The sequence below is a fragment of the Streptomyces sp. NPDC058955 genome (genome assembly GCF_042741435.1).
Lineage (GTDB): Bacteria > Actinomycetota > Actinomycetes > Streptomycetales > Streptomycetaceae > Streptomyces.
Genome location: NZ_JBHYKM010000117.1, coordinates 1 through 24,934, shown reverse-complemented (window position 1 = coordinate 24,934; position 24,934 = coordinate 1). Strand labels below are relative to the sequence as shown.

Below are 24,934 nucleotides of genomic sequence, written 5' to 3'. Positions count from 1 at the left end.
GGGCCCCGGGGCCCCCCCCGGGGGCCCGCCGGGGGGCCCGCCCGCCGCCGCCCCCCGGCCAACCCAAAGCCCGCCGCCGGGGCGCCGCGGGGGGGGGGGGGCCGTTCTGCTTCCCTCTTCCGTTACGCAGCAGGGTTACGCCGCTGCCGCCGTGCTGCCGCTGCTCGCGCGGCCCAGGGCCGGCCAGCCGGCCACGGCCGCCGTGGCGCCGTACCAGGCCGCGAGGCCGGCCAGCGCGGCCACCCAGCCGCCCGCCTTGCCGAGGCCCTCGTTGCCCGCCAGCGCGGCGATGCCCGAGAGCAGCAGGGCGAGGAACAGCAGGCCGTAGACGCCCTGCCCGAAGAGCCCGCCGCCCGAGGCGGCCAGCGTCAGCGTGAGCGCCAGGAGCGCCCACAGGAGCAGGAAGAGTCCGGCCGCGTCCGCCGAGGCCCCGCCGCCGACTCCGGTCCCCCAGGTGAACCAGAAGGCGCCGAGCGCCGTGAAGGCCGTGCCGTCGCCGGTGCTGCCCGCGCGCAGGGCGAGCAGGCCGACCAGGAAGAGCGCCACGCCGCCGACCCAGGTGGCGAGGCCCGCGGCATCGGCTGCCGCGACGTTGTCGAGCACACCGGTGCCGCCCAGGCCGAAGGCCAGGAGGGTCAGTCCGAGTGCGAGGTTTCCGAGCGTGGAGGTGCCGTTCCCCGACGCGACGTCCTTGTTCACGTGGGGCTCCCTTCGAACGAGCGGTGATGCCGCGTGAGCTGCTGTGTTCCGGTGCTCTTTAGCTACCCTTCACAAGCGCACAAATCACCTGAGGCGGGCAGAAATTATCGCCTCGGCAAGGGAGTTGAGGGAGAGTCAGGTGTGACGGACGGGACCGGGAGGAGGTCAGGGGATGACGATCACGGGCCGCTGCGCGCGCCGCGCGAGCCGGCCGGCCACCGAGCCGAAGATCCGCCCGACGATCCCGTGCGTCGAGCCCACCACGATCGCGTCGGCCGAGTACTCGCGGCCGACCTCCTCCAGCTCGTGGCAGATGTCCCCGCCGCGCTCCACCAGGATCCACGGCACCTCGGAGAGGTGGTCGGCGCAGGCCAGCTCCAGCCCCAGCACCTCGGTGCGGTGGTCCGGGACGTCGACGAAGACGGGCGGCTCGCAGCCGGCCCAGACGGTGGTGGGGAGCCGGTTCGCGACGTGCACGATGATCAGGCCGGAGCCGGAGCGCCGGGCCATGCCGATGGCGTACGCCAGGGCGCGCTCACTGGACGTGGAGCCGTCGAAGCCGACGACCACTCCGTGCCGGAAGGCCGGGTCGCAGGCGTGGCGTGGCTGTTCCACCGCGAGGGGGTCGACCGTGGAGTCGGCGACGCGCTTGCGGTCCGCGGGTTCGGGGAATTCGTGACCGGCCATCGGTGTCTCGGCTAGGGAAGTCCTCGTGGGAAGGGACGGTGGAGGGGAGCGGAACAACGGGTGGCGGCGGAGCTCTGTGTCCGGGAATCATCTTCCCAACCCCATACCCGCAAGGGTACGGCGACACTCCTCTCCTGCCCAGGGCCCGCCGTGCCGCACCCGGCGTGCTGACCGCCCGTGCGCGGCTCGGCGCGCGCGGTGTCCTCCGGAGGATGCACGAAGGGTTCACCATCTGGCAATGCCGGATGTGCCCTACAGGCGTCCCCCGGCCGCGCCCGCCAGGGCCGAACGGGCGTCGCTCAGAGTGACCGGAGCGTTCCGTTCCTCGTTCCCCTCAGGTCCGGATCACCGCCGCAGGGAGACCGCCCGTGCCCGTACCGTCCACCCCCGCCCCCACCGCGTCCGCCCCCTCCGCCCGCTCCCGTCGTCGCGCCCGGGTGCCGGGCCCCGCGGCGCCCGTCGCCCCGGAGACGGGCGGACCGGCCGGGCCGGGAGCGGGTCCGCGGGGGGACGTGGGGGCGGAGCCGGGGGCGGCGGCCGACGACGTGGTCCGCTGGGCCGTCTTCTGCTGCGCCCTCGTCCCGCTGGTGCTGATCGCCTTCGGGACCTCGCTGGGCGGGGCCGGCGGGGCCGCGCTCGGGCTCGTGTCGGTGACGGCCGCGTGCCGGCTGCTGCTGCGCCGGGCGGAGCGGGGGCTGCGCACCGAGGGCGCGGCGGGCGGCACGGGCGCCGGGGGGCGCCGCCGGGGCTGAGAAGGGGCTCGGCGACCCCCGTCGAGTTGACAGGTTCGCACAGCCGATCCCATATGTTTTCAGCCAACTTGAAGTTCCCGGCGCGTCCTTGCCGAAACGGTACGCCAACCCCTCCCCGCTCCCCCGGAAAAACCCTGCACCATGGGGGCGCACCCGTCGCGTACGGCCACTTCGCCACCCCGGAGCCCCTTCGGGGGCCCCTCCGGCCGATCACCCGGCGATCGATCGCTTCACGCCAAGTGGCCTTGTCGACAATGTGCCGGATGGAGAAGTTGTCACGCCGGCGCCACGGGACACAGTAGATTCGATCATGGGTACCGAAGACTGGGGTCTCGTGCAAAACCGAGGGGAAACGTGGCACAGCGACACGACCAGGGAGACGCGAACACCGAGGGGGGCTTAGCGCCATGAGCCAGGACTCCGCCGCACCGGAGGTCGCACGGAAGCTGTCCGGGCGACGCCGTCGCGAAGTCGTCGCGGTGCTGCTGTTCAGCGGCGGCCCCATCTTCGAGAGCTCCATCCCGCTCTCCGTGTTCGGCATCGACCGGCAGGACGCCGGCGTGCCGCGCTACCGGCTGCTCGTCTGCGCCGGTGAGGAGGGCCCCCTGCGGACCACGGGCGGGCTCGAACTCACCGCGCCGTACGGCCTGGAGGCGATCGGCCGCGCCGGGACGGTCGTCGTCCCCGCCTGGCGTTCGATCACCTCGCCGCCGCCGCCGGAGGCGCTCGAAGCGCTCCGCCGGGCGCACGAGGAGGGGGCGAGGATCGTCGGCCTGTGCACCGGGGCGTTCGTCCTCGCCGCGGCCGGCCTGCTCGACGGCCGCCCGGCGACCACGCACTGGATGTACGCGCCGACGCTCGCCAAGCGCTACCCGTCGGTCCACGTGGACCCGCGGGAGCTCTTCGTCGACGACGGGGACGTGCTGACCTCCGCCGGCACCGCGGCCGGAATCGATCTGTGTCTGCACATCGTGCGGACCGACCACGGCACCGAGGCCGCGGGCGCGCTGGCGCGCCGGCTGGTCGTCCCGCCGCGGCGCAGCGGCGGTCAGGAGCGCTACCTCGACAGGTCTTTACCCGAGGAGATCGGCTCCGACCCGCTCGCCGAGGTCGTGGCCTGGGCGCTGGAGCACCTCCACGAGCAGTTCGACGTGGAGACCCTGGCGGCCCGTGCGTACATGTCACGGCGGACCTTCGACCGCCGCTTCCGCTCGCTGACCGGCTCCGCGCCGCTGCAGTGGCTGATCACCCAGCGGGTGCTCCAGGCGCAGCGGCTCCTGGAGACGTCGGACTACTCGGTGGACGAGGTCGCGGGGCGCTGCGGCTTCCGCTCGCCGGTGGCCCTGCGCGGCCACTTCCGGCGGCAGCTCGGCTCCTCGCCGGCGGCCTACCGGGCGGCGTACCGGGCCCGGCGGCCGCAGAGCGAGGCGGCGACGGCGGTCCTGGAGCCGGTGGTGCCCGCGGGCGTCGCCTCCCCGCCGTTCCCGCCTAAGGTAGGACGCATGAACGATCGCATGGTGTGGATCGACTGCGAGATGACCGGGCTCTCGCTGACGGACGACGCACTCATCGAGGTGGCCGCGCTGGTCACCGACTCGGAACTGAACGTGCTCGGCGAAGGCGTGGACATCGTGATCCGCCCTCCGGACCGTGCCCTGGAGACCATGCCGGAGATCGTGCGCCAGATGCACACGGCCTCCGGTCTGCTCGACGCGCTGCCCGGCGGCACCACGCTGGCCGACGCGGAGGCGCAGGTCCTCGCGTACATCCGCGAGCACGTGAAGGAGCCCGGCAAGGCCCCGCTGTGCGGGAACTCGGTCTCCACCGACCGCGGCTTCCTCGCCCGGGACATGCCCGCCCTGGAGAGTCACCTGCACTACCGGATCGTCGATGTGTCCTCGGTCAAGGAGCTGGCGCGCCGCTGGTACCCGAGGGCGTACTTCAACAGTCCGGAGAAGAACGGCAACCACCGGGCGCTCGCCGACATCCGCGAGTCCATCGCCGAGCTGCGCTACTACCGCGAGGCGGTCTTCGTGCCGCAGCCCGGTCCCGACTCGGAGACCGCGCGGGAGATCGCGGCCCGGCACGTCGTCCCGGCGGAGTAGCACCCCCTGGAGGGCTCGCTCGCGCACCCGGGGAAAACGTGTGCGCGAGCACCCCTCGGAACCCTGTAGACTTCTTCTCGGCCGGTCGGGGAAACCTTCGGGAAAACCGCCGGTCGTGGTGGGTATAGCTCAGCTGGTAGAGCACCTGGTTGTGGTCCAGGATGTCGCGGGTTCGAGTCCCGTTACTCACCCTGATGGCCGAGGCCCTGGTTCGTGAGAACCGGGGCCTCGGTCGTTTTCGCGTTCCCGCTGCAGGTCACGAGGGGTTCGCCGCCGCGCGTGGGCCGAACGGGTGAGCCGGGCCGGGCGCCCGGCGGCGCCCCGCCGGGCGGCCCGCCCCCGCCGCCTACGGTCGGGGTCCATGGGGTGGAGGACCGCGACACGACCACGGGGCCGGCGCCGGCCGGCCCTCGCCCTGCTGCTGACCGCCGCGCTCCTGGGCGGCTGCGCCACCGATCCGCCCGTGCCGCCGGCCGCCGGCTCCGGCGAGGCCGTGGACGGATCGGGGCGCCCGGTGACGCTCACCGTCGGGGTCTACGGGACCTTCGGCCTCAAGGAGGCCGGGCTCTACGACACGTACATGCGGCTCCACCCGGACATCGCGATCCGGCAGACCTCCCTCGCCCGCGCCGACGTCTACTACCCGCAGCTGCTCACCCACCTCACGGCCGGCGCCGGGCTCGCCGACGTCCAGGCCGTCGAGGTCGGCAACATCGCCGAGGTCGTCGACACCCAGGCGGGGCGGCTGGCCGACCTGGCGCACGCGCCCGGGGTGGACGAGAGCGCCTTCCTGCCCTGGAAGTGGGCGCAGGCGCGGACCGGGGACGGGCGGGTGCTGGGCCTCGGCACCGACATCGGGCCGCTGGCCGTCTGCTACCGCAAGGACCACTTCGCCGCCGCCGGGCTGCCCACCGACCGGGAGGAGGTCGGCCGACTGTGGGCCGGGGACTGGCGGAAGTACCTGGAGACGGGCCGCCGGTTCGCCGCGCGGGCCCCCGAGGGGGTGGCGTTCACCGACTCCGCGTCCGGGGTGATGGCCGCCGTGATCTCCGGCGCGAAGCTGCGCTACTACGACGCCGAGGGCCGGCTCGTGGTGGCCACCAACCCCGCCGTACGGGCCGCCTGGGACCTCGGCGCCCGGTTCGCGGAGCACGGGCTGACCGCCCGCCTCCAGCAGTTCACCCCCGACTGGGACCAGGGCTTCGCGCACGGCCGGTTCGCCTCGATCGCCTGCCCCGCCTGGATGCTCGGCTACATCCAGGACAAGGGCGGCCCGGACGGCCGGGGGAAGTGGGAGATCGCCGAGGCGCCCCGGCCGGGCAACTGGGGCGGCTCCTTCCTGGTCGTCCCGGAGGCCGGGGCGCACGTCGAGGAGGCGGCGGAGCTGGCGGCCTGGCTGACCGCGCCCGAGCAGCAGGCGGTGCTCTTCGAGCGGCGCGGCAGCTTCCCCAGCGCCGAGGCCGCCTTCGGCCTGCCGCAGGTGCGGGAGGCGCGGCACCCGTACTTCGGCGACGCGCCGGTGGGCCGGATCTACTCGGCGGCGGCCAGGGGGGTGCCGGTGGCGCCGGTCGGGCCGAAGGACGGACTGGTGAACCAGATCCTGTCCGACACCGGGATGCTCCAGGTCGACCAGACGGGCCGGTCGCCGGAGTCGGCCTGGCGGGCGGCGATGAAGGCCATCGACAACGCCCTGGACCGGTGAGCCGGATGGCCGAGGACGTGGTGGAGCGGGCGCTCGCGCCGGTGGCGCCGGCGGGCCGGGCGCGGCGGGAGCGGCTCGGCCGGCTGCGGTCGCGGGCGGCGCCGTACGTGCTGATCGCCCCCTTCTTCCTGCTGTTCGGGGCCTTCGGGCTGTTCCCGCTGGCGGCGACGGCGTGGACCTCTCTGTTCCGGGTGGAGCTGACGGCGCCGGAGGCCCGGGAGTGGGTGGGCGCGCACAATTACGCCCGGCTGCTCACCGACGAGTTCTTCTGGAACGCGCTGGCGAACACGGTGCTGATCGGGGTGCTCGCGACGGTCCCGCAGCTGCTGCTGGCGCTCGGCGCGGCCCAGCTGCTCGACGCCCGGCTGCGCGGCCGGCTCTTCTTCCGGGTGGCGGCGCTGGCCCCGTACGCGACCTCGGTGGCGGCGGCGACGCTGGTCTTCGCGCTCTTCTACGGGCGCGACCAGGGGATGGTGAACTGGGCGATCGGGCTGGTCGGGCTGGATCCGGTGGACTGGCAGAACGGCCCGTGGGCGTCGAAGTTCGCGGTGGCGTCGATCGTGGTCTGGCGCTGGACCGGCTACAACGCGCTGATCTATCTGGCGGCGATGCAGACGATCCCGCCGGAGCTGTACGAGGCGGCGGCGCTGGACGGGGCCCCGCGGTGGCGGCGGTTCTGGCACGTGACGCTGCCGGGGCTGCGGCCGGCGCTGGCGTTCACGGGGCTGGTGTCGACGATCGGGGCGGTGCAGCTCTTCGGCGAGCCGCTGCTCTTCAGCAGCGGGGCGGGCGCCTCGGGCGGCGCCGACCACCAGTATCAGACGCTGGGTCTCTATCTGTACGAGCAGGGCTGGGTGAACCTCCATCTGGGGCGGGCGGCGGCGATCGCCTGGGCGATGCTGCTGCTCCTGGTGGTGTTGTTCGGGGTGGTGCGGCTGGTCCGCGGGAAGGGTGTGCGGCGGTGACGGGGCGTCCGGGCTCGGAGTCGTACGAGCGGGCGGGGTGGGGGACGTATCTGCTGCTCGGCCTGTTCACGGTGGTGTCCGTCTTCCCGCTGCTGTGGACGGCGGTGGCGGCCTCGCGGACGAGCGGGCGGCTCGCGGAGAGCCCGCCGCCGTTCTGGTTCGGGCGGAACCTGGGGCGGAACCTGTCGGTGGCCTGGGACGAGGGCGGGATGGGCGAGGCGCTGGCCAACACCGCCGTGGTGGCGGGATCGGTGGCGGTGGGGACGGTGCTCTTCTCGACGCTGGCCGGGTTCGCCTTCGCCCGGCTGCGGTTCCGCCTCCGGGGGCCGCTGCTGCTCCTGGTGGGGGCGACGATGCTGATCCCGCCGCAGCTCGGGGTCGTCCCGCTGTATCTGCTGATCGCCCGGCTGGGGTGGACGGACCGGCTCCAGGCGGTGGTGCTGCCCTCGCTGGTCTCCGCCTTCGGCGTCTTCTACATGCGCCAGCACCTGCTGCGGGCGCTGCCGCCGGAGCTGCTCGAAGCGGCGCGGATGGACGGGGCGGGGACGCTGCGGGTGGTGTGGCACCTGGTGCTGCCGGCGGCGCGGCCGGCGATGGCGGTGCTGGGGATGCTGTCGTTCGTGGCGGCGTGGAACGACTTCTTCTGGCCGGTCCTGGCGCTCACCCAGACGGGCAGTCCGACGGTGCAGGTGGCGCTGACCGGGCTCGGGCGGGGCTATGTGCCGGACACCTCGGTGGTGATGGCGGGGGCGCTGCTGGGGACGCTGCCGCTGCTCGTGGTGCTGGCGCTGTTCGGGCGGCAGATCGTGGGCGGGGTGATGCGGGGTGCGGTGAAGGGGTGACGGGCCCGGAAAGGAGCGTTCACCCGGACGGGCGTGGCGGTGATCCTGTGCGGATCCGCCACTGCTAGCGTCCCCTTATGTCCAGATTGAATGGTTATTGCCCCATGTGGGTGGGGTGAGGCCGGATGGGAGTCCTGCGCGACCATCCCGAACTCGCCCTCTTCCTCTGCCTCGCCGCCGGCTATCTGCTCGGCAAGCTCCGGGTCGGACCCATCACCCTCGGCGGCATCTGCGGGACGCTGATCGTCTCGCTGCTCATGGGCGCCTGGGCGAAGGTCACCGTCTCCGACGACGTCAAGACGATCTTCTTCGCGCTCTTCATCTTCTCGCTCGGCTATCTGGCCGGCCCCCAGTTCTTCGCCAACCTCAACCGGAAGAGCCTGCGCTTCTTCACGCTCTGCCTCATCGAGGTCGTCTCGGTCGTCGGCATCGCCCTCGGCCTCGCCGAGGCGTTCGACCTGGACGTCGGCACCGCCGCCGGCATCCTGGCCGGCGCCGCCACCGAGTCCGCGGTCGTCGGCACCGCCACCGAGGCCATCGGCAAGCTGTCCGACCTGACGCAGGAGCAGATCACCCAGTACCAGGGCCATGTGGCCACCGCGTACACGGTCTGCTACCTCTTCGGCCTGGTCACCATCGTGATCTACACCAGCCAGATCATGCCGATGCTGCTGCGGATCAACCTCCGCGACGCCTCCCGCGCGCTGTGGGAGCGGATGCGGGGCTCCGGCGGCGGCCTGGAGGCCGACGAGCGGGTGGCGCTGCCCGGCATGGTCGGCCGGACCTTCCTCGTCACCCTCGCCGACGGCGCCAAGGTCTCCGACCTGGAGCGGCAATTCGGCAGCCGGGTCACCGTCGAGGCGGTGAAGCGGGGCAGCGAGATCCTCACCCCTCCCCCGCCCGACTTCGAGCTGACCCTCTCCGACCTCGTCCTCACGGTCGGCCGGCGGGCCAACATCATCGAGGCGGGCCGGCTGATCGGCCCCGAGACCCCGGCGGTCCCGGGCCTCGACACCCCGCTCGCCACCACCCAGGTCTCGCTCACCGACAGGGCGGCGGACGGCAAGTCCCTGGACCAGCTGACCACCGAGCACCCGGAGATCGCCTCCGGCGGCGTCTACGTCACCGACGTGCTGCGCAACGAGGCGCATCTGCCCGCCACCCCGGAGACCGTCGTCCACCGCGGCGACGTGCTCACCCTGGTGGGCGCCCGCTCCTCGCTCGGCCGGCTCGCCTCCAAGGTCGGCTCGATCGTGAAGAACGACGCCACCGACTTCATCTACCTGGGCCTCGGCATCGCCGCCGGCTCCCTCCTCGGCCAGGTCGTGGTGGAGTTCGGCGACGTCCCGATGTCACTGGGCACCGGCGGCGGCTGTCTGATCTCCGGCCTGCTCTTCGGCTGGTTCCGCTCCCGCACCCAGACCTTCGGCGCCTTCCCCCCGCAGGCCGCGACCACCCTGAAGGACATGGGCCTGGCCATCTTCATCGCCTGCACCGGCCTGGTCTCGGGCCCGCAGGCGGGGCCGCTGCTCAAGGAGTACGGGGCACTGCTGCCGTTCGCGGGCATCGCCATGGTCCTCGTCCCGGCGACGATCTCGCTGGTCGTCGGCCGCAAGCTGCTGAGGATCGAGAAACCGCTGCTGATCGGCGCCATCGCGGGCCAGCAGTGCTCGACACCGGCGATCACCTCGATCACCCAGGTCGCGCAGAGCTCGGTCCCGATGCTCGGCTACACGATCACGTACACCCTCTCCAACTTCCTGCTCCCGCTCACCGGCCCCCTGCTGGTCGGCATCCTCGGAGCCTGAGAGGCGGCCCCACCTTCATGATCGACTTCCTGAACCGGAACATCTTCCAGCCCCACCCCGAACTGCTCGTCTTCCTCACCGTCGCCCTCGGCTTCCTCTTCGGAAAGCTGCGCTACAAGGCGATCGCCCTGGGCGCGGTCACCGGCTGCCTCGTCGCGGGCCTGCTGCTCGGCGCCCAGTTCGAGATCACCATCGACGCGACGGTGAAGAACCTCTTCTTCACCCTCTTCCTCTTCGCCCTCGGCTACAAGGTCGGCCCCCAGTTCTTCCGCGGCCTGAAGAAGGACGGACTGCCGCAGGTCGTCAACGCGGTCGTCGTCTGCGTCACCGGCCTGCTGGTCTCCTGGGGCTTCGCCGTGATGCTGGGGTACGGCCCCGGCCTCTCGGCCGGCCTGCTCGGCGGCGCGCTCACCCAGTCCGCCGTCATCGGCGTCGCCCAGGACGCCATCGGCAACCTCCCCGGGCTCTCCGCCGACCAGATGAAGACCGAGGAGAACCTGGTCGCGATCGGGTACGCGGTCACCTACCCGCTCGGCACCATCCTGTGCGCCATCCTCCTCGCCAACGTCCTCCCCCGCCTCTACAAGCGGGACCTGGCCGCCGAGTCCGCACAGCTCGCCAAGGAGCTGGACGCCCCCGGCGACAACCCCGACCTCGCCGAGGGCTACTACGAGGTCGTGCTCCGCGCGTACACGATCCAGCGCCCCGACCTGGTCGGCCGCACCATCGACGACTTCGAGAACCAGCAGAAGGAGCTGGGCCACCGCATCTACCTCACCCGGGTGCGGCGCGACGGCACGATCCTCCCCCACGACCAGGGGACCGTGCTCCGCGCGGGCGACACCGTCGCCGTCTCCGCCCTGCGCGGCTCCCTCGTCGACTTCGACGCCCGCACCCACATCGGCCCCGAGACCGACGACGTCGAACTGCTCGGCTACGAGACCGAGTCGCTGCACGTCGTCGCCTCGAACAAGGAACAGCTCGGCAGGACCGTCGCCGAGCTGCGCCGCGAGCCCTTCATGGTCGGCGTCTACATCGACAGGATCTACCGCTCCGGCTCCGAGTTCCCCTACCGCCTCTCGACGAAGATCGAGCGCGGCGACACCGTGGTCCTCACCGGCCCGAAGCGGCTCGTGGACCCGGCCGGGACGGCGATCGGCAAGCCGGTGCCGACCTCCTTCGCCACCGACATGCTCTGGGTCGGCCTCGGCGTCTTCCTCGGCGGCTGCGTCGGCATCCCGGCGCTCACCGTCTCCGGCGTGCCGATCTCGCTGTCGACCTCCGGCGGCGCACTGATCATGGGCCTGGTCTTCGGCTGGATCCGCGGCAAGTACCCGACGTACGGGAACGTGCCGCCGGGCGCCCAGTGGTTCATGGACACCTTCGGGCTCTGCGCCTTCGTCGCCGTCGTCGGCATCAACGCCGGCCCGAGCTTCACCAGCGGCCTGTCCACGGCCGGCTGGGGGCTGCTCCTGTGGGGCGCGGTCGCCACCCTGGTCCCGCTGGTCGTCGGCTTCCTCGTCGGCCACTACGTCCAGAGGATCCGCTTCCCGATCCTGATGGGCGTGCTGGCCGGCGGCCAGACCACGACCGCGGCGATCGGCGCGATCAACGAACAGTCCAGGTCCCAGATCCCCACGCTCGGTTACACGATCCCCTACGCGGTGGGCAACGTGCTGCTGACCATCTGGGGCGCCGTGATCGTCATCCTCAACCACTGACCAGCGAAGGACGTCCCATGCCCAAGACCACGTTCACCCGCGAGGAGATCAAGTCCTTCGCGCAGCTCTCGCCGTTCGAGCTGAAGGACAAGTTCATCACCATCGCCAAGGCGGCCCAGGCCGGCGAGCCGGGCCAGAAGGGCAAGTCCTCGGTCCAGATGCTCAACGCGGGCCGCGGCAACCCGAACTGGACCGCCACCAGCCCCCGTGAGGCCTTCCACGCCCTCGGCTACTTCGCGCTCGCCGAGTCCCGCCGGGTGTGGACCGCCGACGACCTCGGCGGCATGCCCGAACTCCGGGGATCCGGCGCCCGCTTCGACACCTTCGTGCGGCAGCACCCGGACCTGCCCGGCATCGAACTGCTGAAGAGGTCGGTCGAGTACGCCGTCGAGCGCTTCGGCTTCGACAAGGACGCCTTCGTCCACGAGCTCACCGACAGCTCGATCGGCGACAACTACCCGGTGCCGGACCGGATCCTCACCCACACCGAGCAGATCGTCCGCGGCTACGTCGACGACGAGCTGTTCGACCGCCGCCCGCCCGCCGGGAACGTCTCCTACTTCGCCACCGAGGGCGGCACCGCCGCCATGTGCTACGTCTTCGACTCGCTGATGCAGAACGGCATCCTGAAGAAGGGCGACCGGATCGCCCTGATGGTGCCGGTCTTCACCCCGTACATCGAGATCCCCGAGCTGGACGCGTACGAGTTCGACGTCGTCCACGTCGACGCCTCCCTCTTCGCCGAGACCGGCGTCCGCGAGTGGCGCTACCCGGCGGAGGAGGTCGCCAAGCTGGAGGACCCCTCGGTCAAGCTGCTCTGCCTGGTCAACCCCTCCAACCCGCCGTCCCTGGCGCTGAGCCGGCGGGTGGCGGACCAGATCAAGGAGATCGTCGCCGAGAAGAACCCGAACCTGGTCATCGTCACCGACGACGTCTACGGCACCTTCGTCCCCGGCTTCCGCTCGATCGCCGCCGACCTGCCGCACAACACCCTGCTCGTGTACTCGTACTCGAAGCACTACGGCGCCACCGGCTGGCGGCTCGGCGTCATCGGCCTCAACGACGACAACGTCATCGACCGGATGATCGCGGAGCTCCCGGCGGCCGAGAAGGAGCGGCTGAACAAGCGGTACGGGAGCCTGAGCCTGGAGCCGGAGAAGATCAGGTTCATCGACCGGCTGGTCGCGGACTCCCGGCAGGTGGCCCTCAACCACACCGCCGGCCTGTCGCTGCCGCAGCAGGTCATGATGACCCTGTTCTCCCTCTTCGACATGCTGCCGGAGGGCCAGGAGTACAAGGAGCGGCTGCGGGCGATCGTGCGGCAGCGGCTCGACCTGCTCCTCGAAGGCGCCCGGATGAAGATCGCCGACGACGACGAGCGGGCCGGCTACTACATCGAGCTGGACCTCCTGGCCGAGGCCGAACGGGTCCACGGGAAGGACTTCGCCGACTTCCTGGAGAAGAACTACGAGCCCGTCGACCCGCTGTTCCGGCTCGCCGAGCAGACCGGCGTCGTCCTCCTCAACGGCGGCGGCTTCGACGGCCCCGAGTGGTCGGTCCGGGTCTCCCTCGCCAACCTGGACGACCTCGACTACCTGAAGATCGGCCACCATCTGCGGGCGATCTTCGACGACTACTCGGCGGAGTGGAAGAACGCGTAGCGCGTCCGGGGAAGAGGGAAGCGCGCCCCGGCCGGGGGTGGGGTGTCTCCGGCCGGGGCACGCGGTGTGGGGGGACGGGGTGGCCTACCGGTAGGCGGCGAAGGCCTTCGTGAAGGCCAGCGGCTGCTGGAGGATCGAGGAGCAGGTGGCGTCCGCGTGGTTCACGGCGCCGGCCGCGCACTGCTTGTCGCGGGTCGAGGACCACATCGACAGCCAGCCGATCCCCTTGGACTTCGCGAAGTCGACCAGCTGGGTGGCGTCGTCGACCGTGAAGACCTCGCTGACGACGTCGTTCACGCCGATCATGGGGGTGACCGCGACGGTCTTCCAGGCGGCCGCGTCGGAGAGCCCGAGGACGCCCTTCAGCTGGGCCTGGGTCGCCGTGGCGGCCTGGACGGCGTAGGTGCCCATGTCGCCGCTGTAGGCGGGGCCGTAGTCCATCGCCATGATGTTGACCGCGTCGATCCGGACGCCGTTCTTCTTCGCGTCGGCGAGCAGGCTCACCCCGGGCTGGGTCAGGCCCTCGGGCATCACCGGCAGGGTGAAGGAGACGTTCAGGCCGGGGTGGCTCTTCTGCAGCTGGGCGATGGCCTGGGCGCGGCGGGTGTTGGCGGCCGTGTCGGGGAGGGCGGCGCCCTCCACGTCGAAGTCGACCTTGGTGAGCCGGTACTGGTCGACGACCTTGCCGTACGCCTTCGCCAGGTCGGCGGCGCTCGCGCAGTTCAGCGCCAGCTCGTGGCCGGCGGCGCCGCCGAAGGAGACCCGGACGTCGCCGCCCTTGGCGCGCAGGGCGCCGATCTGGGCGGCCACCTTGTCGTCGGCGAGTCCGGTGACACCGCCCCACAGGGGGGCGCAGGACCCGCCGGAGGTGATGAAGGCGAGGTTGAACTCCTTCACCCCGGTGGCGTCTGCGGTGGCGAGCAGGTCGTACGAGGGGTAGAGCGAGGTGTCGACGTACGGGGCGTACTTGGCGGTGGCGGCGGCCGGCGGGGTGGTCGGGGGCGCCGTGGTGGGGGGCGGGGTGGTGGGGGGCGCCGTGGTCGGGGTCGGGGTCGGCTTCGGGGGTGTGGTGGCCGTCGCGGTCGCCGTGGCCGTGGGGGTCGGCTTCGGACTCGTGGTGGCGGTCGCGGTGGGCTTCGGGCTCGCGGTCGCGGTGGGCTGGTCGGTGGGGCGGCCGCTGGGGGTGGGGGCGGGGCCGCCGGCGGAGCAGCCGACCTGGTTGATGAGGCAGCCGGAGGGGTCCCCGGCCTGTCCGGCCGCCGAGGTCACGAAACCGACGGTGACGGACTGGCCGGGGGCGAGCTGCCGGTTCCAGCTCGCGGGCTTCACGGTGACGTGCCGGCCCGAGACGGTGTGGTCGCCGTTCCACAGGGAGCCGATGGTGGTCCCGGCGGGCAGGTCGAACTCCAGCGTCCAGTCGGACTGGGCGGCGGAGGTCTCGTTGGTGATCACGTACTGGCCGGTGTAGCCGCCGGTCCAGGAGCTGGTCCGGGTGTAGGCGGCGCCGACGGCGGCGGCCTGGGCGGTGCCGGTGAGGGCGAAGACCGTGCCCCCGGTGATCGCGGCCGCGACGACCGCGCCGACGGCCTTCGTACGGCCGCTGGTCCTGCGCCGGTGCGCGTTGCTGCCCATGGGTGCTGCCTCCGTGGTGCGGGGGGGGGTGCGGTGGGGGGTGCGGGCAGCACGCTAGCGCCGGGGAAACGGACAATTGCCGTACGGCGGACCATGGTTGGGATTCTTAGGCTCCGCTTAAGGGAGCCATCACCACGGGCAAAGGTTCAGCGCCGCGGGGCCTTGCGGCGGCGGGCCGGGCGGTGCGAGCGGCGGCCCTCGGCGCCGCCGGGGCGGTGTCCGCCGAGCCCGATCCAGATGCGCACCTCGGTGCCGCCGAGGACCGAGCGGCCGATCCGGACGTCGCCGCCGGTGGCCTCGGCCATGCGGCGCACGATGTCGAGGCCGAGGCCGGTGGAGCCGGCCCGGGTGCCGCTGTTGCCGCGGGCGAGCGCCGCGTCCGGGTCGGCGATGCCGGGCCCCGCGTCCGAGACGAGGACGATGACCGCGTCCTCGCCGTTGTGGACGTCGACGGAGAAGGCGGTGCCCTCCGGGGTGTGCCGGAAGACGTTGCCGAGCAGGGCGTCGAGGGCGGCGACGAGTTCGGGGCGCGCCACCGGGATGCGGACCGGCCGCTCCACGCCGGCGAGGCGGACCAGCCGCCCCTCGTCCTCGGCGAGCGCGGACCAGAACTCCATGCGCTCGCGCACCACCGCGGCGGCGTCGCAGCCCGCGCCGGGGCCGGTCGGCGGGGTGGTCTGCGGCTTCGCCTCGCGGGCGGTGCGGATGATGGTGTCCACCTCGCGCTCCAGCTGCTCCACGGCGGCGCGGGTCTGGTCGGCGGCGGGGCCGGAGCCGAGCGAGGCGGCGTTGAGGCGGAGCACGGTGAGCGGGGTGCGCAGCCGGTGGGAGAGGTCGGCGGCGAGTTCCCGTTCGTTGGCGAGGAGCTGGACGACCTGGTCGGCCATGGAGTTGAAGGCGACGGCCGCCGACTTGAGTTCGGGCGGGCCCTCCTCGGCGACCCGGACGCCGAGCCGGCCCTCGCCGAGTTCGTGGGCCGCGCGGGCGAGGCGCTGGGCGGGGCGGACCATGCGGACGCCGAGCCGGTCGGCGACGGCGAGGGAGCCGACGATCAGGGCGACGCCGACGCCGGCGAGGACGAGCCAGGCGGTGGCGACGCCGTTGGTGACCTCGCCCTCGGGGACGAAGAGCTCGACGACGGCGACCTGGCCGGAGCTGAGCGCGGTGGGCTGGAGCAGGGCGTAGCCGCCGGGGACCTCGGCGATGGAGGCGCGGCCGAGGGTGCGGGTGGCGGTCAGTTCGGCGGGGTCGGCCCGGCGGGTGCCGATCTCCAGGGCCTGGCCGTCGGGGGCGGCGGGCGGGACGTGCACGGCGAGCCGGCCGGCGGCGCCGTCCTCCGTGGAGGCGACGGCCTTCTCCAGCTCCCCCCGGTCGGTGGTGATCGCGAGGACCGGGGCGAGCCCGGACGACCGCCGCTCGGCGTTGGAGAAGGCCCGGTCGCGGGCCATCTCCTTGACGACCAGGCCGAGGGGGACGGCGAAGGCGATGACGACCATGGCGGTGACGGCCAACGACACCTTCACGAGCGCCCATCTCACGGCTGCTGCTCCCGTCTCACGGCTGGTGCTCCCGGGGCGGTTCCAGCTTCACGCCGACGCCGCGCAGGGTGTGCAGGTAGCGGGGCCGGGCGGCCGTCTCGCCCAGCTTCCGCCGCAGCCACGACAGGTGGACGTCGATGGTCTGGTCGTCCCCGTACGCCTGCTGCCACACCTCGGCGAGCAGTTCCTTGCGCGGGACGACGACGCCGGGCCGGCCGGCGAGGAAGGCGAGCAGGTCGAACTCGCGCCGGGTCAGGTCGAGGGGGACGCCGTCGAGTTCGGCCTGGCGGCGCAGCGGGTCGATGGCGAGCCCGCCGACCCGGATCTCGGTGGTCGGCGCTGGCTCCCCGGAGACGGCGCGGGCGCGGCGGAGCACGGCGGCCATCCGGGCGGTGAGGTGCTCGACGGAGAACGGCTTGACGAGGTAGTCGTCGGCGCCGGCGTGCAGCAGCCGGACGATCTCCGCCTCGTCGTCCCGGGCGGTCGCGATGATCACCGGTACGTCGGTGATGCCGCGCAGCATCTTCAGCGCCTCGGACCCGTCCAGGTCGGGCAGTCCGAGGTCCAGCACGACCACGTCGAAGCGGAAATGGGCGACCTCGCGCAGCGCCTCCAGGGCCGTGCCGACGCTCCGTACCGTGTAGGAGGCTTCCGTCAGCTGGCGGATGAGGGCGGAGCGCACGAACTGGTCGTCCTCGACCACGAGCACACTTGCCATGGGCGGCACCGTACGCCATCCGGGGGACGCCCCGGTCACTCCCCGCCTCCCGGTACGCGCCGGACCGGCGTGGTGCACTATGGCCCGGATGCGAAGAGGACTCGTTCACGCCCTGGCCTGGTCGCTCGCCACCGGCGCGGCGGTCACGCTCTCCTGGTGGGGAGTGCACACGGTGCTGTCCGGCACGGTCTACGACCCGCCGCGCGCCCTGCCGCTGCCGGTGGGCACCCCGGCCGGTCCCGCGCCCGCCGAGACGGCCGTCGGCGACCCGGTGACGTCCTCGACCAGCCGTCCGGCGGCCCCGCGTCCGGCCACCACTCCCCCGCCGTCCACGCCGACGCCGACGGCCGGCTCCACGGGGTCCACCCGCCCGGCCGCGCCCCGGACCACCCCCGCCCCGACCACGGCTCCGCCGCCCCCGCCGGGCTCGTCCTCGCAGGTCCAGAGCTACCCGTCCGAGGGCGGCCGGGTGACGTTCGACCTCGGCGAGACCTCCGCCGAACTGGTCTCTGCGGTCCCGGCCGCGGGCTGGCGGATGCAGGTGTGGAAGCAGCCGACGTGGATCCGGGTGACCTTCACCCAGGGCGACCGCGAGATCTCGGTCTTCTGCCTCTGGCACGACTCGGCCCCCCGGGTGGAGATCGACGACCGCGTGAACTGACCGCGTGACCTGGGCCGTGTCCTAGCGGAAGACGGAGGGCGGTGGGGCGGGTGACGCCTTCGCGGTCGTGTCGGTGACCGGGGCCGCGCCGCCGGTGAAGTCGGCCAGCGGGCGGCCGTGTTCGACGCGGCCGGGGTGCGGGTCGGTGGCGACCCGGCGGGTGAGGTCGGCGACCGGGAGTTCGCGGTCGGAGGCGACCAGGACCGCGTTGCCGAAGCGGCGCCCGCGGAGCACGGTCGGGTCGGCGATCAGGGCCAGTTCGGGGAAGACGGCGGCGGCGGTGGCGATCTGGCCGCGGAGGTGGGCGAGCGGCGGGCCGTCGGCGAGGTTGGCGGCGTACGTGCCTCCGGGCCGCAGCGCGCGCCGCACCTCGTCCAGGAACTCGGTGCTGGTGAGGTGGGCGGGGGTGCGGGCGCCGCGGAAGACGTCCGCGATGATCAGGTCGGCCCAGCCGTCCGGGACCTTGGCGAGCCCGGCGCGGGCGTCGGTCGCGCGGACCCGGATCCGGGCGCCGGGGTCGAGCGGCAGCTCGCGGCGGACGAGGCGGACGAGGGGTTCGTCGATCTCGACGACCTGCTGGGTGGAGCGGGGCCGGGTCGCGGCGACGTACCGGGCGAGGGTGAAGGCGCCGCCGCCGAGGTGCACGGCCTGGAGGGGGCGGCCGGGCGGGGCGGCGAGGTCGGCGACGTGGCCGAGCCGGCGCTGGTACTCGAAGGTGAGCGCGGCGGGGTCGTCGAGGTCCACGTGGGACTGCGGGGCGCCGTCGAGGAGCAGCGTCCAGGCGCGGGGGCGGTCGCGGTCGGGTATGAGTTCGGCGAGCCCGCCGTCGACGGTCTCGGAGACGGCGTCGGCCGCCGCCCGCTCGCGCTGCTTGTTCCTGGCCATCCGCCCATTATCGGACGGAACCGGCCGGCTGCTTCAGTGACAGCCGTCGGCGGCCTCGATGAGGCGGGCGGCCTCGCCGAGGGCGCGGCGCAGGACGGCGGGGTCGGTGACCGGTCCGGTGTCGCCGGGGGGCAGCAGCCAGCCGGCCGGGCGGGGGGCGTCGCCCGCGGGCTCGGGCAGTTCGGGGAGTTCGGGCAGGCGCAGGCCGCGGCCGGAGGTGCGGGTGCAGGCGCTGCCGGGGAGGTCCCAGGCGGCGGCGGTGCCGGGCGGGACGAGGAAGCCGAGCGTGTCGCAGGCGCCGTCGTGGAGGACGGGCCCGACGGCGGGGGCGCCGCGGCGGCGCAGGATGTCGACGGCCTCCAGGCCCTGCCGGGCGGGCACGGTCACCAGGTCGCAGGGCTCGTCGGGCCCGGTGGCCGGCGGGGCCGGCACGGGCATCGCGGTCGTCACGGTCGTCTCGAAAGGCGCGGCGTTCTCGGACATGGACCCCTCCTCGCTTCCCGGAAGGAGACACGTTCCGTCTCTCCCATACGGTTCAACGCCCGTGCGCGTCAACGGCTACGGCGGCACGCCGCCGCAAAGGATGGCAGTTCATGGCAGATCGCAGGCGAGATATCCGATTTGTAGCCAAACTCAGCGTACGCATCCGGTCACAGCAGGTACGTTCATGCCGCCGGAACACCCGGCAGCACCAGGAGAGGGCTCGGCCATGGCCATGTCACGGGCAGTTCCCAATCTCGCCTTCCGACGGCTCCGCGGACAGCACTCCCCGGCGGAGTTCGCCGCCTCGGTCCGCCGGGCGGCACGGGAGATCGGCGAACAGGTCGCGTGCGACGCCCGCTACATCGGGCGCGTGGAGGCGGGCGAGATCCGCTGCCCGAACTACGCGTACGAGCGGGTCTTCCTGCACATGTTCCCCGGGCTGACCCTTGCCGACCTGGGTTTCTCCGCACGGGAGGCGGTACGCGGCCGACGGCAGGCCGCCCCGGCCGGGGCCTCGGGGCCCCCCGCCCTCCCGACCCGGAACGATGAGGAGAGCGACGTGCTGCGTCGCGCATTCATGACGAGCGGCACCGCCACCCTGGCGGCCGCCTCCTGGGGACTCGGCTCCACCGCCGCCGCGATCCCCAGCCCCCGCGGCTCCCACCGCATCGGCGAGGCCGAGGTCCTCGCCGTCGAGGACGCCGTGCGGGAGATCCGCCTGCTGGACGACCGGCACGGCGCCGACGGCCTCTACAAGGTCGCCGCCCAGCCGCTCCGCACCGCCTACGCGCTGCTCGACCGGGGCACCGCGGCCCGCCGCTCCACCGAGGACCGGCTGCTCGCCGGCGCCGGGGAGCTGTCGCTCTCCGTCGGCTGGCTCGCCCACGACTCGGGCCGCCACGAGGACGCCCGCTCCCACTACGCCGAGGCCCTCGCCACCGCGCGGGTCTCCGGGAACGCGGCCCTGGAGGCGCACGCCTTCTGCAACACCTCCTTCCTCGCCCGCGACACCGGCCGCTACCGCGAGGCCGTCCGCGCCGCGCAGGCCGGACTGCGGGCCGCCGCGCCGCTCGACTCCCCCCGGCTGCTCGCCCTGCTCTCCCTGCGCGAGGCCGCCGCCTGGGCCGGGATCGGCGACCGCTCCTCCGCGGAGGAGTGCCTCGGCCGCGCCCACGACCACTTCGGCCGCGGCCACGCCGACCAGGACCCCGAGTGGATGTCCTTCTTCGGCGAACCCGAACTGGAGGCCCTGGAGTCCCACTGCTGGGCCGCCCTCGGCGACTGGAGCCGCGCCGCCCGCCACTCCCACCGGGCCACCGTCCTCCAGCACCCCCGCTTCGCCCGCAACCTCGCCCTCTACCGCGCCCAGCTCGCCGGCCACCTCGCCCGCGCCGGCCGCCGCGACGAGGCGGAGGCGGAGGCGCGGCGGGTGGCGGACTCGATGGACGGGATCGCGTCGGCGCGGATCCGGGGGCTGCTGGCCGAGACGCGACTCATCCTGACGGGTGCCTGAGCGTCCGGGGTCAGCCCTCCAAGTGCCCCGTGTCGTTCCAGCGCTCGATCGCCGGCGCCCCGTACGCCCAGCCGAGGACCGAGAGGCTCGTCGGGTCCAGGCGGATGCGGGCGGCGAAGGACACGTCCTCGCCGAGCCAGCGGGCACCGATCGAGCGGAGGATGTGGCCGTGGGCGAAGACCAGGACGTCCCGGTCGGCCGATCGGGCCCACGCGACGACCTCGTCGGCGCGGGCGGACAGCTCGGCCAGCGACTCGCCCTCCAGGACGCCGTCGCGCCAGATCAGCCAGTCCGGGCGGGTGGCGTGGATCTGCGCCGGGGTGAGGCCGTCGTAGGCGCCGTAGTCCCACTCCATCAGGGCGTCCCAGGGCTCCGCGCGGTCGCCGAAACCGGCCAGGTCGCAGGTCTCGCGCGCGCGGACCAGCGGGCTGGTGCGCACCTCGACGCCGGGCAGGCCCTGCCAGGGCCCCCGGTGCAGGCGCTCGCCGAGCAGCTTGGCGCCGCGCCGGCCCTCGTCGAGCAGGGGGATGTCGGTCCTGCCGGTGTGGCGTCCGAGGAGCGACCACTCGGTCTGGCCGTGACGGGCGAGCAGGATGCGCGGTGCCATGGGTGGAGCTCTCCTGGGGGTGCGACGCGGATGGGGCGGGTCCCCTCATCATCGCGCAGGCGGCCCGGGCGCGAACTCCCGGTGTCCCCGGGCCGGAACGCCCCCGCGTTGTCAGTGGCGGATGCGACACTTCCGCGGGTGAGCGCATCCCTGGACGACGGCGGGTCACGGCCGCCGCACACGACGGACCCCGTGCCGACCCCGGCGAGCCGCCGCAGGACGCGGGAGAGACTCGCCGAGCTGCGCGGGCCGGCGGTTCCGCCGCGCCCGCTGGACGCGCGGGCGCTGGCCGCGCTGGCCGCGAATCCGGGGTGCCGGCGCCGGGCGCTGCTCGACGGCGCCGGGGTGGACAAGGGGGCGCTCGCGTCGCGGCTCGGCTCGCCGGCGCCGTTCGGCCAGTCGCAGTTCGCGATCGTGCGGGGCAACAGCTTCGAGGCGAAGGTCAAGGCGGACGGCGGGCGGGAGCTGCTGCGGCTCCTCGGCGTCGAGGACCCGGGGGCCGTCGCCGTACCCGATCTGTCGGCGTCCGGGCCCGAGGGGCGGACCGCGCGGACGGCGCTGGCGCTGCGCGAGGCGACCGCGGCCGGCGGGTGGACGCTGCTCGACCATCCGCTGCTGACCCTGGAGGTGGCGGGGTCGCCCGTGCACCTGGAGCCGGACGCGGTGGTGGTGGACCCGGCCGGGCGGTGGACGGTCGTCGAGATCAAGTCGTTCCCGATGGTGGACGGGTCCGCGGACGCGGCGAAGGTGGGGGCGGCGGCCCGGCAGGCGGCCGTGTACGTGCTGGCGCTGGAGCGGGTCGCGGCGCTCACCGAGGGCGCCGAGGTCGGCCGGTCGGTGCTGCTGGTCTGCCCGAAGGACTTCTCGAACCTGCCGACGGCCTCCGTGGTCGACGTGCGCAAGCAGCGGGCGGTGACCCGGCGCCAGCTGGAGCGGCTGACCCGCATCGAGGAGATCGCCGACGCGCTGCCCGAGGGGCTGAGCTTCGACGTGAAGGGCCGTTCGGCGGAGGAGCTGGCGGCCGCCGTGGAGGCGGTCCCGCACGCCTACGCGCCGGAGTGCCTGGCCGCCTGCGAGCTGGGTTTCCACTGCCGGGCGCGGGCCCGGGAGGCGGACGCGGTGCAGACCCTGGGCCGGTCGGTCCGGGGCGAGCTCGGCGGGCTGACCACGGTCGGCGCGGTGCTCGCCGCCGCCCGCGGCGGTGGGGGCACCCCCTGCTCCAGCGAAGCCGAGAGCTCGGGGGAGGGCGACCCGGAGGACCCGGCGGTGGCGGCGCTGCGCCGGGCGTGGGCGCTGCGGCAGGAAGCGCTGACGGAGGCCGCCGCATGTCGCTGATCGCGCACCTGGCCCGGATGGAGGCCGTGGAGGCGGGCCGGGCACAGCCCCTGGCGACCGTCCGGCACCGGCACCTCGGCGAGCGGCCGCTCGTCCTCGTGCCGCTGACCACCGCGGGCGAGGCGGGCGCCCCGCTCGGCGCGCTGGTCGGCACCGACCCGGAGGAGCCGCGGCTCCTGGTGGTCCCCCAGCCGCGGGACCGCGAGCTGCGCTTCGCGTTCCTCGCCGAGCTGGCCGAGGAGGTGCTGCCGTACGTCGACGGGTACGCGGCCGCCGTGGAGCTGGTGGAGAGGAACGAGACGGACCCGGAGACCGGGAAGAAGGCGAAGGTCGAGGTCGAGCTGTGCGCGGACGCGCCGCAGCTGATCGTGCCGAGCCGGGCCGGGATCGAGTACGTACGCCTCCTGGGGCGGTCGACCCGGTTCCGGCGCACCGCCGAACAGGACCCGGACACGCCGTACCCGGCGCCCCCGCGGGTGCCGCTGCTCGGCCGCTGGCTGACCCACTTCGGCGAGCGGGCCCGGGTGCCGGGCTCCTCGCTGCTGCTCGCGGCGACGGACCTGCTCAACCGGCACTGGGCGACCGGGCAGTCCTCCCTGGAGAACCAGCACCTGGGGGCGCTGCTCGCCTGGATCGACCCGCCGGAGGGCGAGTCCGGCGCCCGCGCGGCGTACCGGGCCGAGCTGGGGCGGGACGCGGAGGGGCAGTTGCTGTGCCCGCCGGCCGGCCCGGCGACCGACCCGGCCTTCGACAACCGGCTGCTCGCGCCCGCGATCGAGGCGTACGACCGGGCCCGGCAGGCCGTCGGCGCCGCCGAGGACGGCGAGAGCGCCGACGCGGCCCTGGCCGGCCTGCACCGGGCCGAGCGCGAGGTGCGCCGGCTCGTCGGCTCGCAGCTGAAGCCGACCTGGGACGCGACCTGGCGGGCGCTCGGCCTGCTGCGGGAGCTGCCCGAGGGGTCGCGGGTCGCCGACCGGTGGACCCGGGACCGCTGGTCCTTCACCGCGCACCGGGACCGGATCACCGCCGGGGAGCCGCCGCAGCCGCGCCGCGACGACGCCGTGACCGCCGCCGCCAAGCTCGCCGCGCGCGAGCAGGCGCAAGGGCAGCTGGACGCCCAGGAGGCACTGGACGATCCGCTGGTGCTCGCCGGGCGGCGGCTGTCCGGGGAGGCGTTCACCGGCGAGGTCACCGAGGTGACCCTGGCCTGGACGGAGTCGAAGCGGCCCGCGCCGCGCCCGCTGCTGACGGTCCGCACGGAGGACCGGCCGCATCTGGACGAGGGCGTGAAGGTGTACCGCTCGCTGGGCGGCAAGCCGCAGTCGGCGGAGTTCGTCCGCCGCGAGGAGGACGGCTCCCTGGTGCTGCGGCTGCTGGACAAGATGGGCCGGTCGAAGGACCCCGCGGAGGGCACGGTGCCGGAGAAGGGCGAGCGGATCGCCTGGACGCTCTTCGAGCACGACCAGCGGGTGGGGCCGAAGCTGCCCGACCCGGAGGAGACGCCGTGGACCCACGGCGGCCCGCCGCGCTCCGCCGACGCCGAGCTTCCCGACGCCGTGACCCCCGAGGACCTGCTGTGACCCTGTACGACCCCGCCGTGCTCGACCCCGGAGCGGCCGCCGCGGAGGCGACCGCCGCGATCCTGGAGAGCACCCTGCACGGCACCGCCCGGGGCGTCGTCGTCGACTCCCCGCCCGGCGCCGGCAAGTCGACGTTGGTGGTGCGGGCCGCGCTCGAACTGGCCGCCGCCGGCCGCCCCCTGATGGTGGTCGCGCAGACCAACGCGCAGGTCGACGACCTGGTGCTGCGGCTCGCCGAGAAGGAGCCGGACCTGGAGGTCGGCCGGCTGCACTCCAGCGACAGCGACCCGTACGACCGGGCGCTCGACGCGCTGGAACACGTACGGAAGTCGGCGAAGGCGGGTGACCTGGCGGGGCTGCCGGTGGTGATCTCGACGGCCGCCAAGTGGGCGCACGTGAAGAACGTGGAGCCGTGGGCGCACGCGATCGTGGACGAGGCGTACCAGATGCGCTCGGACGCGCTGCTCGCCGTGGCGGGGCTCTTCGAGCGGGCCCTGTTCGTGGGCGACCCGGGGCAGCTGGACCCGTTCTCGGTGGTCGGCGCCGACCAGTGGGCGGGGCTCTCGTACGACCCCTCGGCCTCGGCGGTCTCCACGCTGCTGGCGCACAACCCGGAGCTGCCGCAGCACCGGCTGCCGGTCTCCTGGCGGCTTCCGGCGTCGGCGGCGCCGCTGGTGTCGGACGCCTTCTACCCGTACACGCCGTTCCGTTCGGGCACCGGCCCCGGGGACCGCCGGCTCGCCTTCGGCGTGGCGTCGGACGGCTCCGCGCCCGACCGGGTCCTGGACGAGGCGGCCGAGTCCGGCTGGGGGCTGCTGGAGCTGCCCGCCCGGCACACCCCGCGCACCGACCCGGAGGCCGTCCACGCGGTCGCCCTGGTGGTCCGCCGCCTGCTGGACCGGGGCGGCGCGGCGGTCAGCGAGCGCTCCGACACGCCGGTGCCGGTGACCGCGGACCGGATGGGCGGGGGGCCCCCCCCCCCCGCCCACGCGGCGGCCCTCCCCCCGGGCCCGGGCGGGGTGGGCGGGTTGGGGGTGGGG

At 73.9% G+C, this 24,934-nt stretch carries 21 protein-coding genes, 1 tRNA gene and 1 pseudogene; 15 read left to right on the top strand and 8 right to left on the bottom strand.

The features are described from left to right. Positions 1–135 precede the first annotated feature (135 nt). On the bottom strand, positions 136–699 hold the full coding sequence (locus tag ACFW1I_RS31630; RefSeq protein WP_384676364.1) for a GPR1/FUN34/YaaH family transporter: 564 nt from the start codon (positions 697–699) through the stop codon (positions 136–138). A gap of 165 nt (positions 700–864) precedes the next feature. Beyond that, on the bottom strand, positions 865–1,386 hold the full coding sequence (locus ACFW1I_RS31625; RefSeq protein ID WP_123452601.1) for a universal stress protein: 522 nt from the start codon (positions 1,384–1,386) through the stop codon (positions 865–867). Between the two features lie 368 nt (positions 1,387–1,754). Between ACFW1I_RS31625 and ACFW1I_RS31620 the strand changes: the two genes are divergently transcribed. From ACFW1I_RS31620 to ACFW1I_RS31575, 10 genes and pseudogenes are all read left to right on the top strand, one after another. Then, positions 1,755–2,138 carry a hypothetical protein gene (locus tag ACFW1I_RS31620; protein ID WP_384676362.1) on the top strand — a complete coding sequence of 128 codons (384 nt, stop codon included), beginning with the start codon at positions 1,755–1,757 and terminating at the stop codon, positions 2,136–2,138. Positions 2,139–2,545: 407 nt separating this feature from the next. After that, positions 2,546–3,601 (top strand): annotated as a pseudogene (locus tag ACFW1I_RS31615) (helix-turn-helix domain-containing protein); the annotation flags it as partial. 39 nt (positions 3,602–3,640) lie between these two features. Next, positions 3,641–4,243 (top strand): oligoribonuclease, encoded by a 603-nt coding sequence (orn, locus tag ACFW1I_RS31610; RefSeq protein ID WP_384676368.1) that lies wholly within the window; start codon positions 3,641–3,643, stop codon positions 4,241–4,243. Positions 4,244–4,361: 118 nt separating this feature from the next. After that, positions 4,362–4,434: transfer RNA gene (locus ACFW1I_RS31605), tRNA-His, on the top strand. A gap of 170 nt (positions 4,435–4,604) precedes the next feature. Then, positions 4,605–5,945 carry an ABC transporter substrate-binding protein gene (locus tag ACFW1I_RS31600; RefSeq protein WP_384676360.1) on the top strand — a complete coding sequence of 447 codons (1,341 nt, stop codon included), beginning with the start codon at positions 4,605–4,607 and terminating at the stop codon, positions 5,943–5,945. Positions 5,946–5,950: 5 nt separating this feature from the next. Next, positions 5,951–6,910, top strand: a complete 960-nt coding sequence (locus tag ACFW1I_RS31595; RefSeq protein ID WP_384676366.1) for a carbohydrate ABC transporter permease — start codon at positions 5,951–5,953, stop codon at positions 6,908–6,910. After that, positions 6,907–7,752 carry a carbohydrate ABC transporter permease gene (locus ACFW1I_RS31590; protein WP_384676358.1) on the top strand — a complete coding sequence of 282 codons (846 nt, stop codon included), beginning with the start codon at positions 6,907–6,909 and terminating at the stop codon, positions 7,750–7,752. The genes ACFW1I_RS31595 and ACFW1I_RS31590 overlap by 4 nt, the downstream gene beginning before the upstream one ends. A gap of 125 nt (positions 7,753–7,877) precedes the next feature. Then, entirely contained in the window at positions 7,878–9,560 is a 1,683-nt protein-coding gene (aspT, locus tag ACFW1I_RS31585; RefSeq protein WP_384676356.1) for an aspartate-alanine antiporter, read from the top strand. Positions 9,561–9,577: 17 nt separating this feature from the next. After that, entirely contained in the window at positions 9,578–11,281 is a 1,704-nt protein-coding gene (gene aspT, locus ACFW1I_RS31580; protein ID WP_384676354.1) for an aspartate-alanine antiporter, read from the top strand. A 17-nt stretch (positions 11,282–11,298) separates the two neighbouring features. Then, positions 11,299–12,942 carry a bifunctional aspartate transaminase/aspartate 4-decarboxylase gene (locus tag ACFW1I_RS31575; protein WP_384676352.1) on the top strand — a complete coding sequence of 548 codons (1,644 nt, stop codon included), beginning with the start codon at positions 11,299–11,301 and terminating at the stop codon, positions 12,940–12,942. A gap of 84 nt (positions 12,943–13,026) precedes the next feature. On the opposite strand, the gene ACFW1I_RS31570 is transcribed toward ACFW1I_RS31575, so the two are convergent. The 3 genes from ACFW1I_RS31570 to ACFW1I_RS31560 all read right to left on the bottom strand — a co-directional run bounded on the left by ACFW1I_RS31570 (position 13,027) and on the right by ACFW1I_RS31560 (position 16,830). Beyond that, positions 13,027–14,574 carry a cellulose binding domain-containing protein gene (locus ACFW1I_RS31570; protein WP_384676350.1) on the bottom strand — a complete coding sequence of 516 codons (1,548 nt, stop codon included), beginning with the start codon at positions 14,572–14,574 and terminating at the stop codon, positions 13,027–13,029. Positions 14,575–14,720: 146 nt separating this feature from the next. Beyond that, positions 14,721–16,112: an ATP-binding protein gene (locus tag ACFW1I_RS31565; RefSeq protein WP_384676348.1), complete on the bottom strand. Its 1,392-nt coding sequence runs from the start codon at positions 16,110–16,112 to the stop codon at positions 14,721–14,723. 16 nt (positions 16,113–16,128) lie between these two features. Then, a complete protein-coding gene (locus ACFW1I_RS31560) occupies positions 16,129–16,830 on the bottom strand; it encodes a response regulator transcription factor (protein ID WP_384676346.1) in 702 nt (233 codons plus the stop codon). A 79-nt stretch (positions 16,831–16,909) separates the two neighbouring features. Here ACFW1I_RS31560 and ACFW1I_RS31555 point away from each other — a divergent pair, with 79 nt between their 5' ends. After that, positions 16,910–17,491, top strand: a complete 582-nt coding sequence (locus ACFW1I_RS31555) for a hypothetical protein (protein WP_384676344.1) — start codon at positions 16,910–16,912, stop codon at positions 17,489–17,491. Positions 17,492–17,512: 21 nt separating this feature from the next. Here the strand turns inward: ACFW1I_RS31555 and ACFW1I_RS31550 are convergent, their stop codons facing one another. Both ACFW1I_RS31550 and ACFW1I_RS31545 read right to left on the bottom strand, forming a co-directional pair. After that, entirely contained in the window at positions 17,513–18,376 is an 864-nt protein-coding gene (locus tag ACFW1I_RS31550) for a spermidine synthase (RefSeq protein WP_384676342.1), read from the bottom strand. 33 nt (positions 18,377–18,409) lie between these two features. Beyond that, on the bottom strand, positions 18,410–18,859 hold the full coding sequence (locus tag ACFW1I_RS31545; RefSeq protein ID WP_384676340.1) for a hypothetical protein: 450 nt from the start codon (positions 18,857–18,859) through the stop codon (positions 18,410–18,412). A gap of 226 nt (positions 18,860–19,085) precedes the next feature. Here ACFW1I_RS31545 and ACFW1I_RS31540 point away from each other — a divergent pair, with 226 nt between their 5' ends. Continuing rightward, on the top strand, positions 19,086–20,372 hold the full coding sequence (locus tag ACFW1I_RS31540; protein ID WP_384676338.1) for a tetratricopeptide repeat protein: 1,287 nt from the start codon (positions 19,086–19,088) through the stop codon (positions 20,370–20,372). A 10-nt stretch (positions 20,373–20,382) separates the two neighbouring features. Here ACFW1I_RS31540 and ACFW1I_RS31535 read toward each other — a convergent pair whose 3' ends face one another. Then, positions 20,383–20,979 (bottom strand): histidine phosphatase family protein, encoded by a 597-nt coding sequence (locus ACFW1I_RS31535; RefSeq protein ID WP_384676336.1) that lies wholly within the window; start codon positions 20,977–20,979, stop codon positions 20,383–20,385. 138 nt (positions 20,980–21,117) lie between these two features. Here ACFW1I_RS31535 and ACFW1I_RS31530 point away from each other — a divergent pair, with 138 nt between their 5' ends. The 3 genes from ACFW1I_RS31530 to ACFW1I_RS31520 form a co-directional block, all read left to right on the top strand. Beyond that, a complete protein-coding gene (locus ACFW1I_RS31530) occupies positions 21,118–22,314 on the top strand; it encodes a hypothetical protein (protein WP_384676334.1) in 1,197 nt (398 codons plus the stop codon). After that, positions 22,305–23,894 carry a hypothetical protein gene (locus tag ACFW1I_RS31525; protein ID WP_384676332.1) on the top strand — a complete coding sequence of 530 codons (1,590 nt, stop codon included), beginning with the start codon at positions 22,305–22,307 and terminating at the stop codon, positions 23,892–23,894. The genes ACFW1I_RS31530 and ACFW1I_RS31525 overlap by 10 nt, the downstream gene beginning before the upstream one ends. Then, a partial coding sequence (locus ACFW1I_RS31520) for an AAA domain-containing protein (protein WP_384676330.1) occupies positions 23,891–24,934 on the top strand: 1,044 nt, incomplete at its 3' end. The genes ACFW1I_RS31525 and ACFW1I_RS31520, both read left to right, overlap by 4 nt.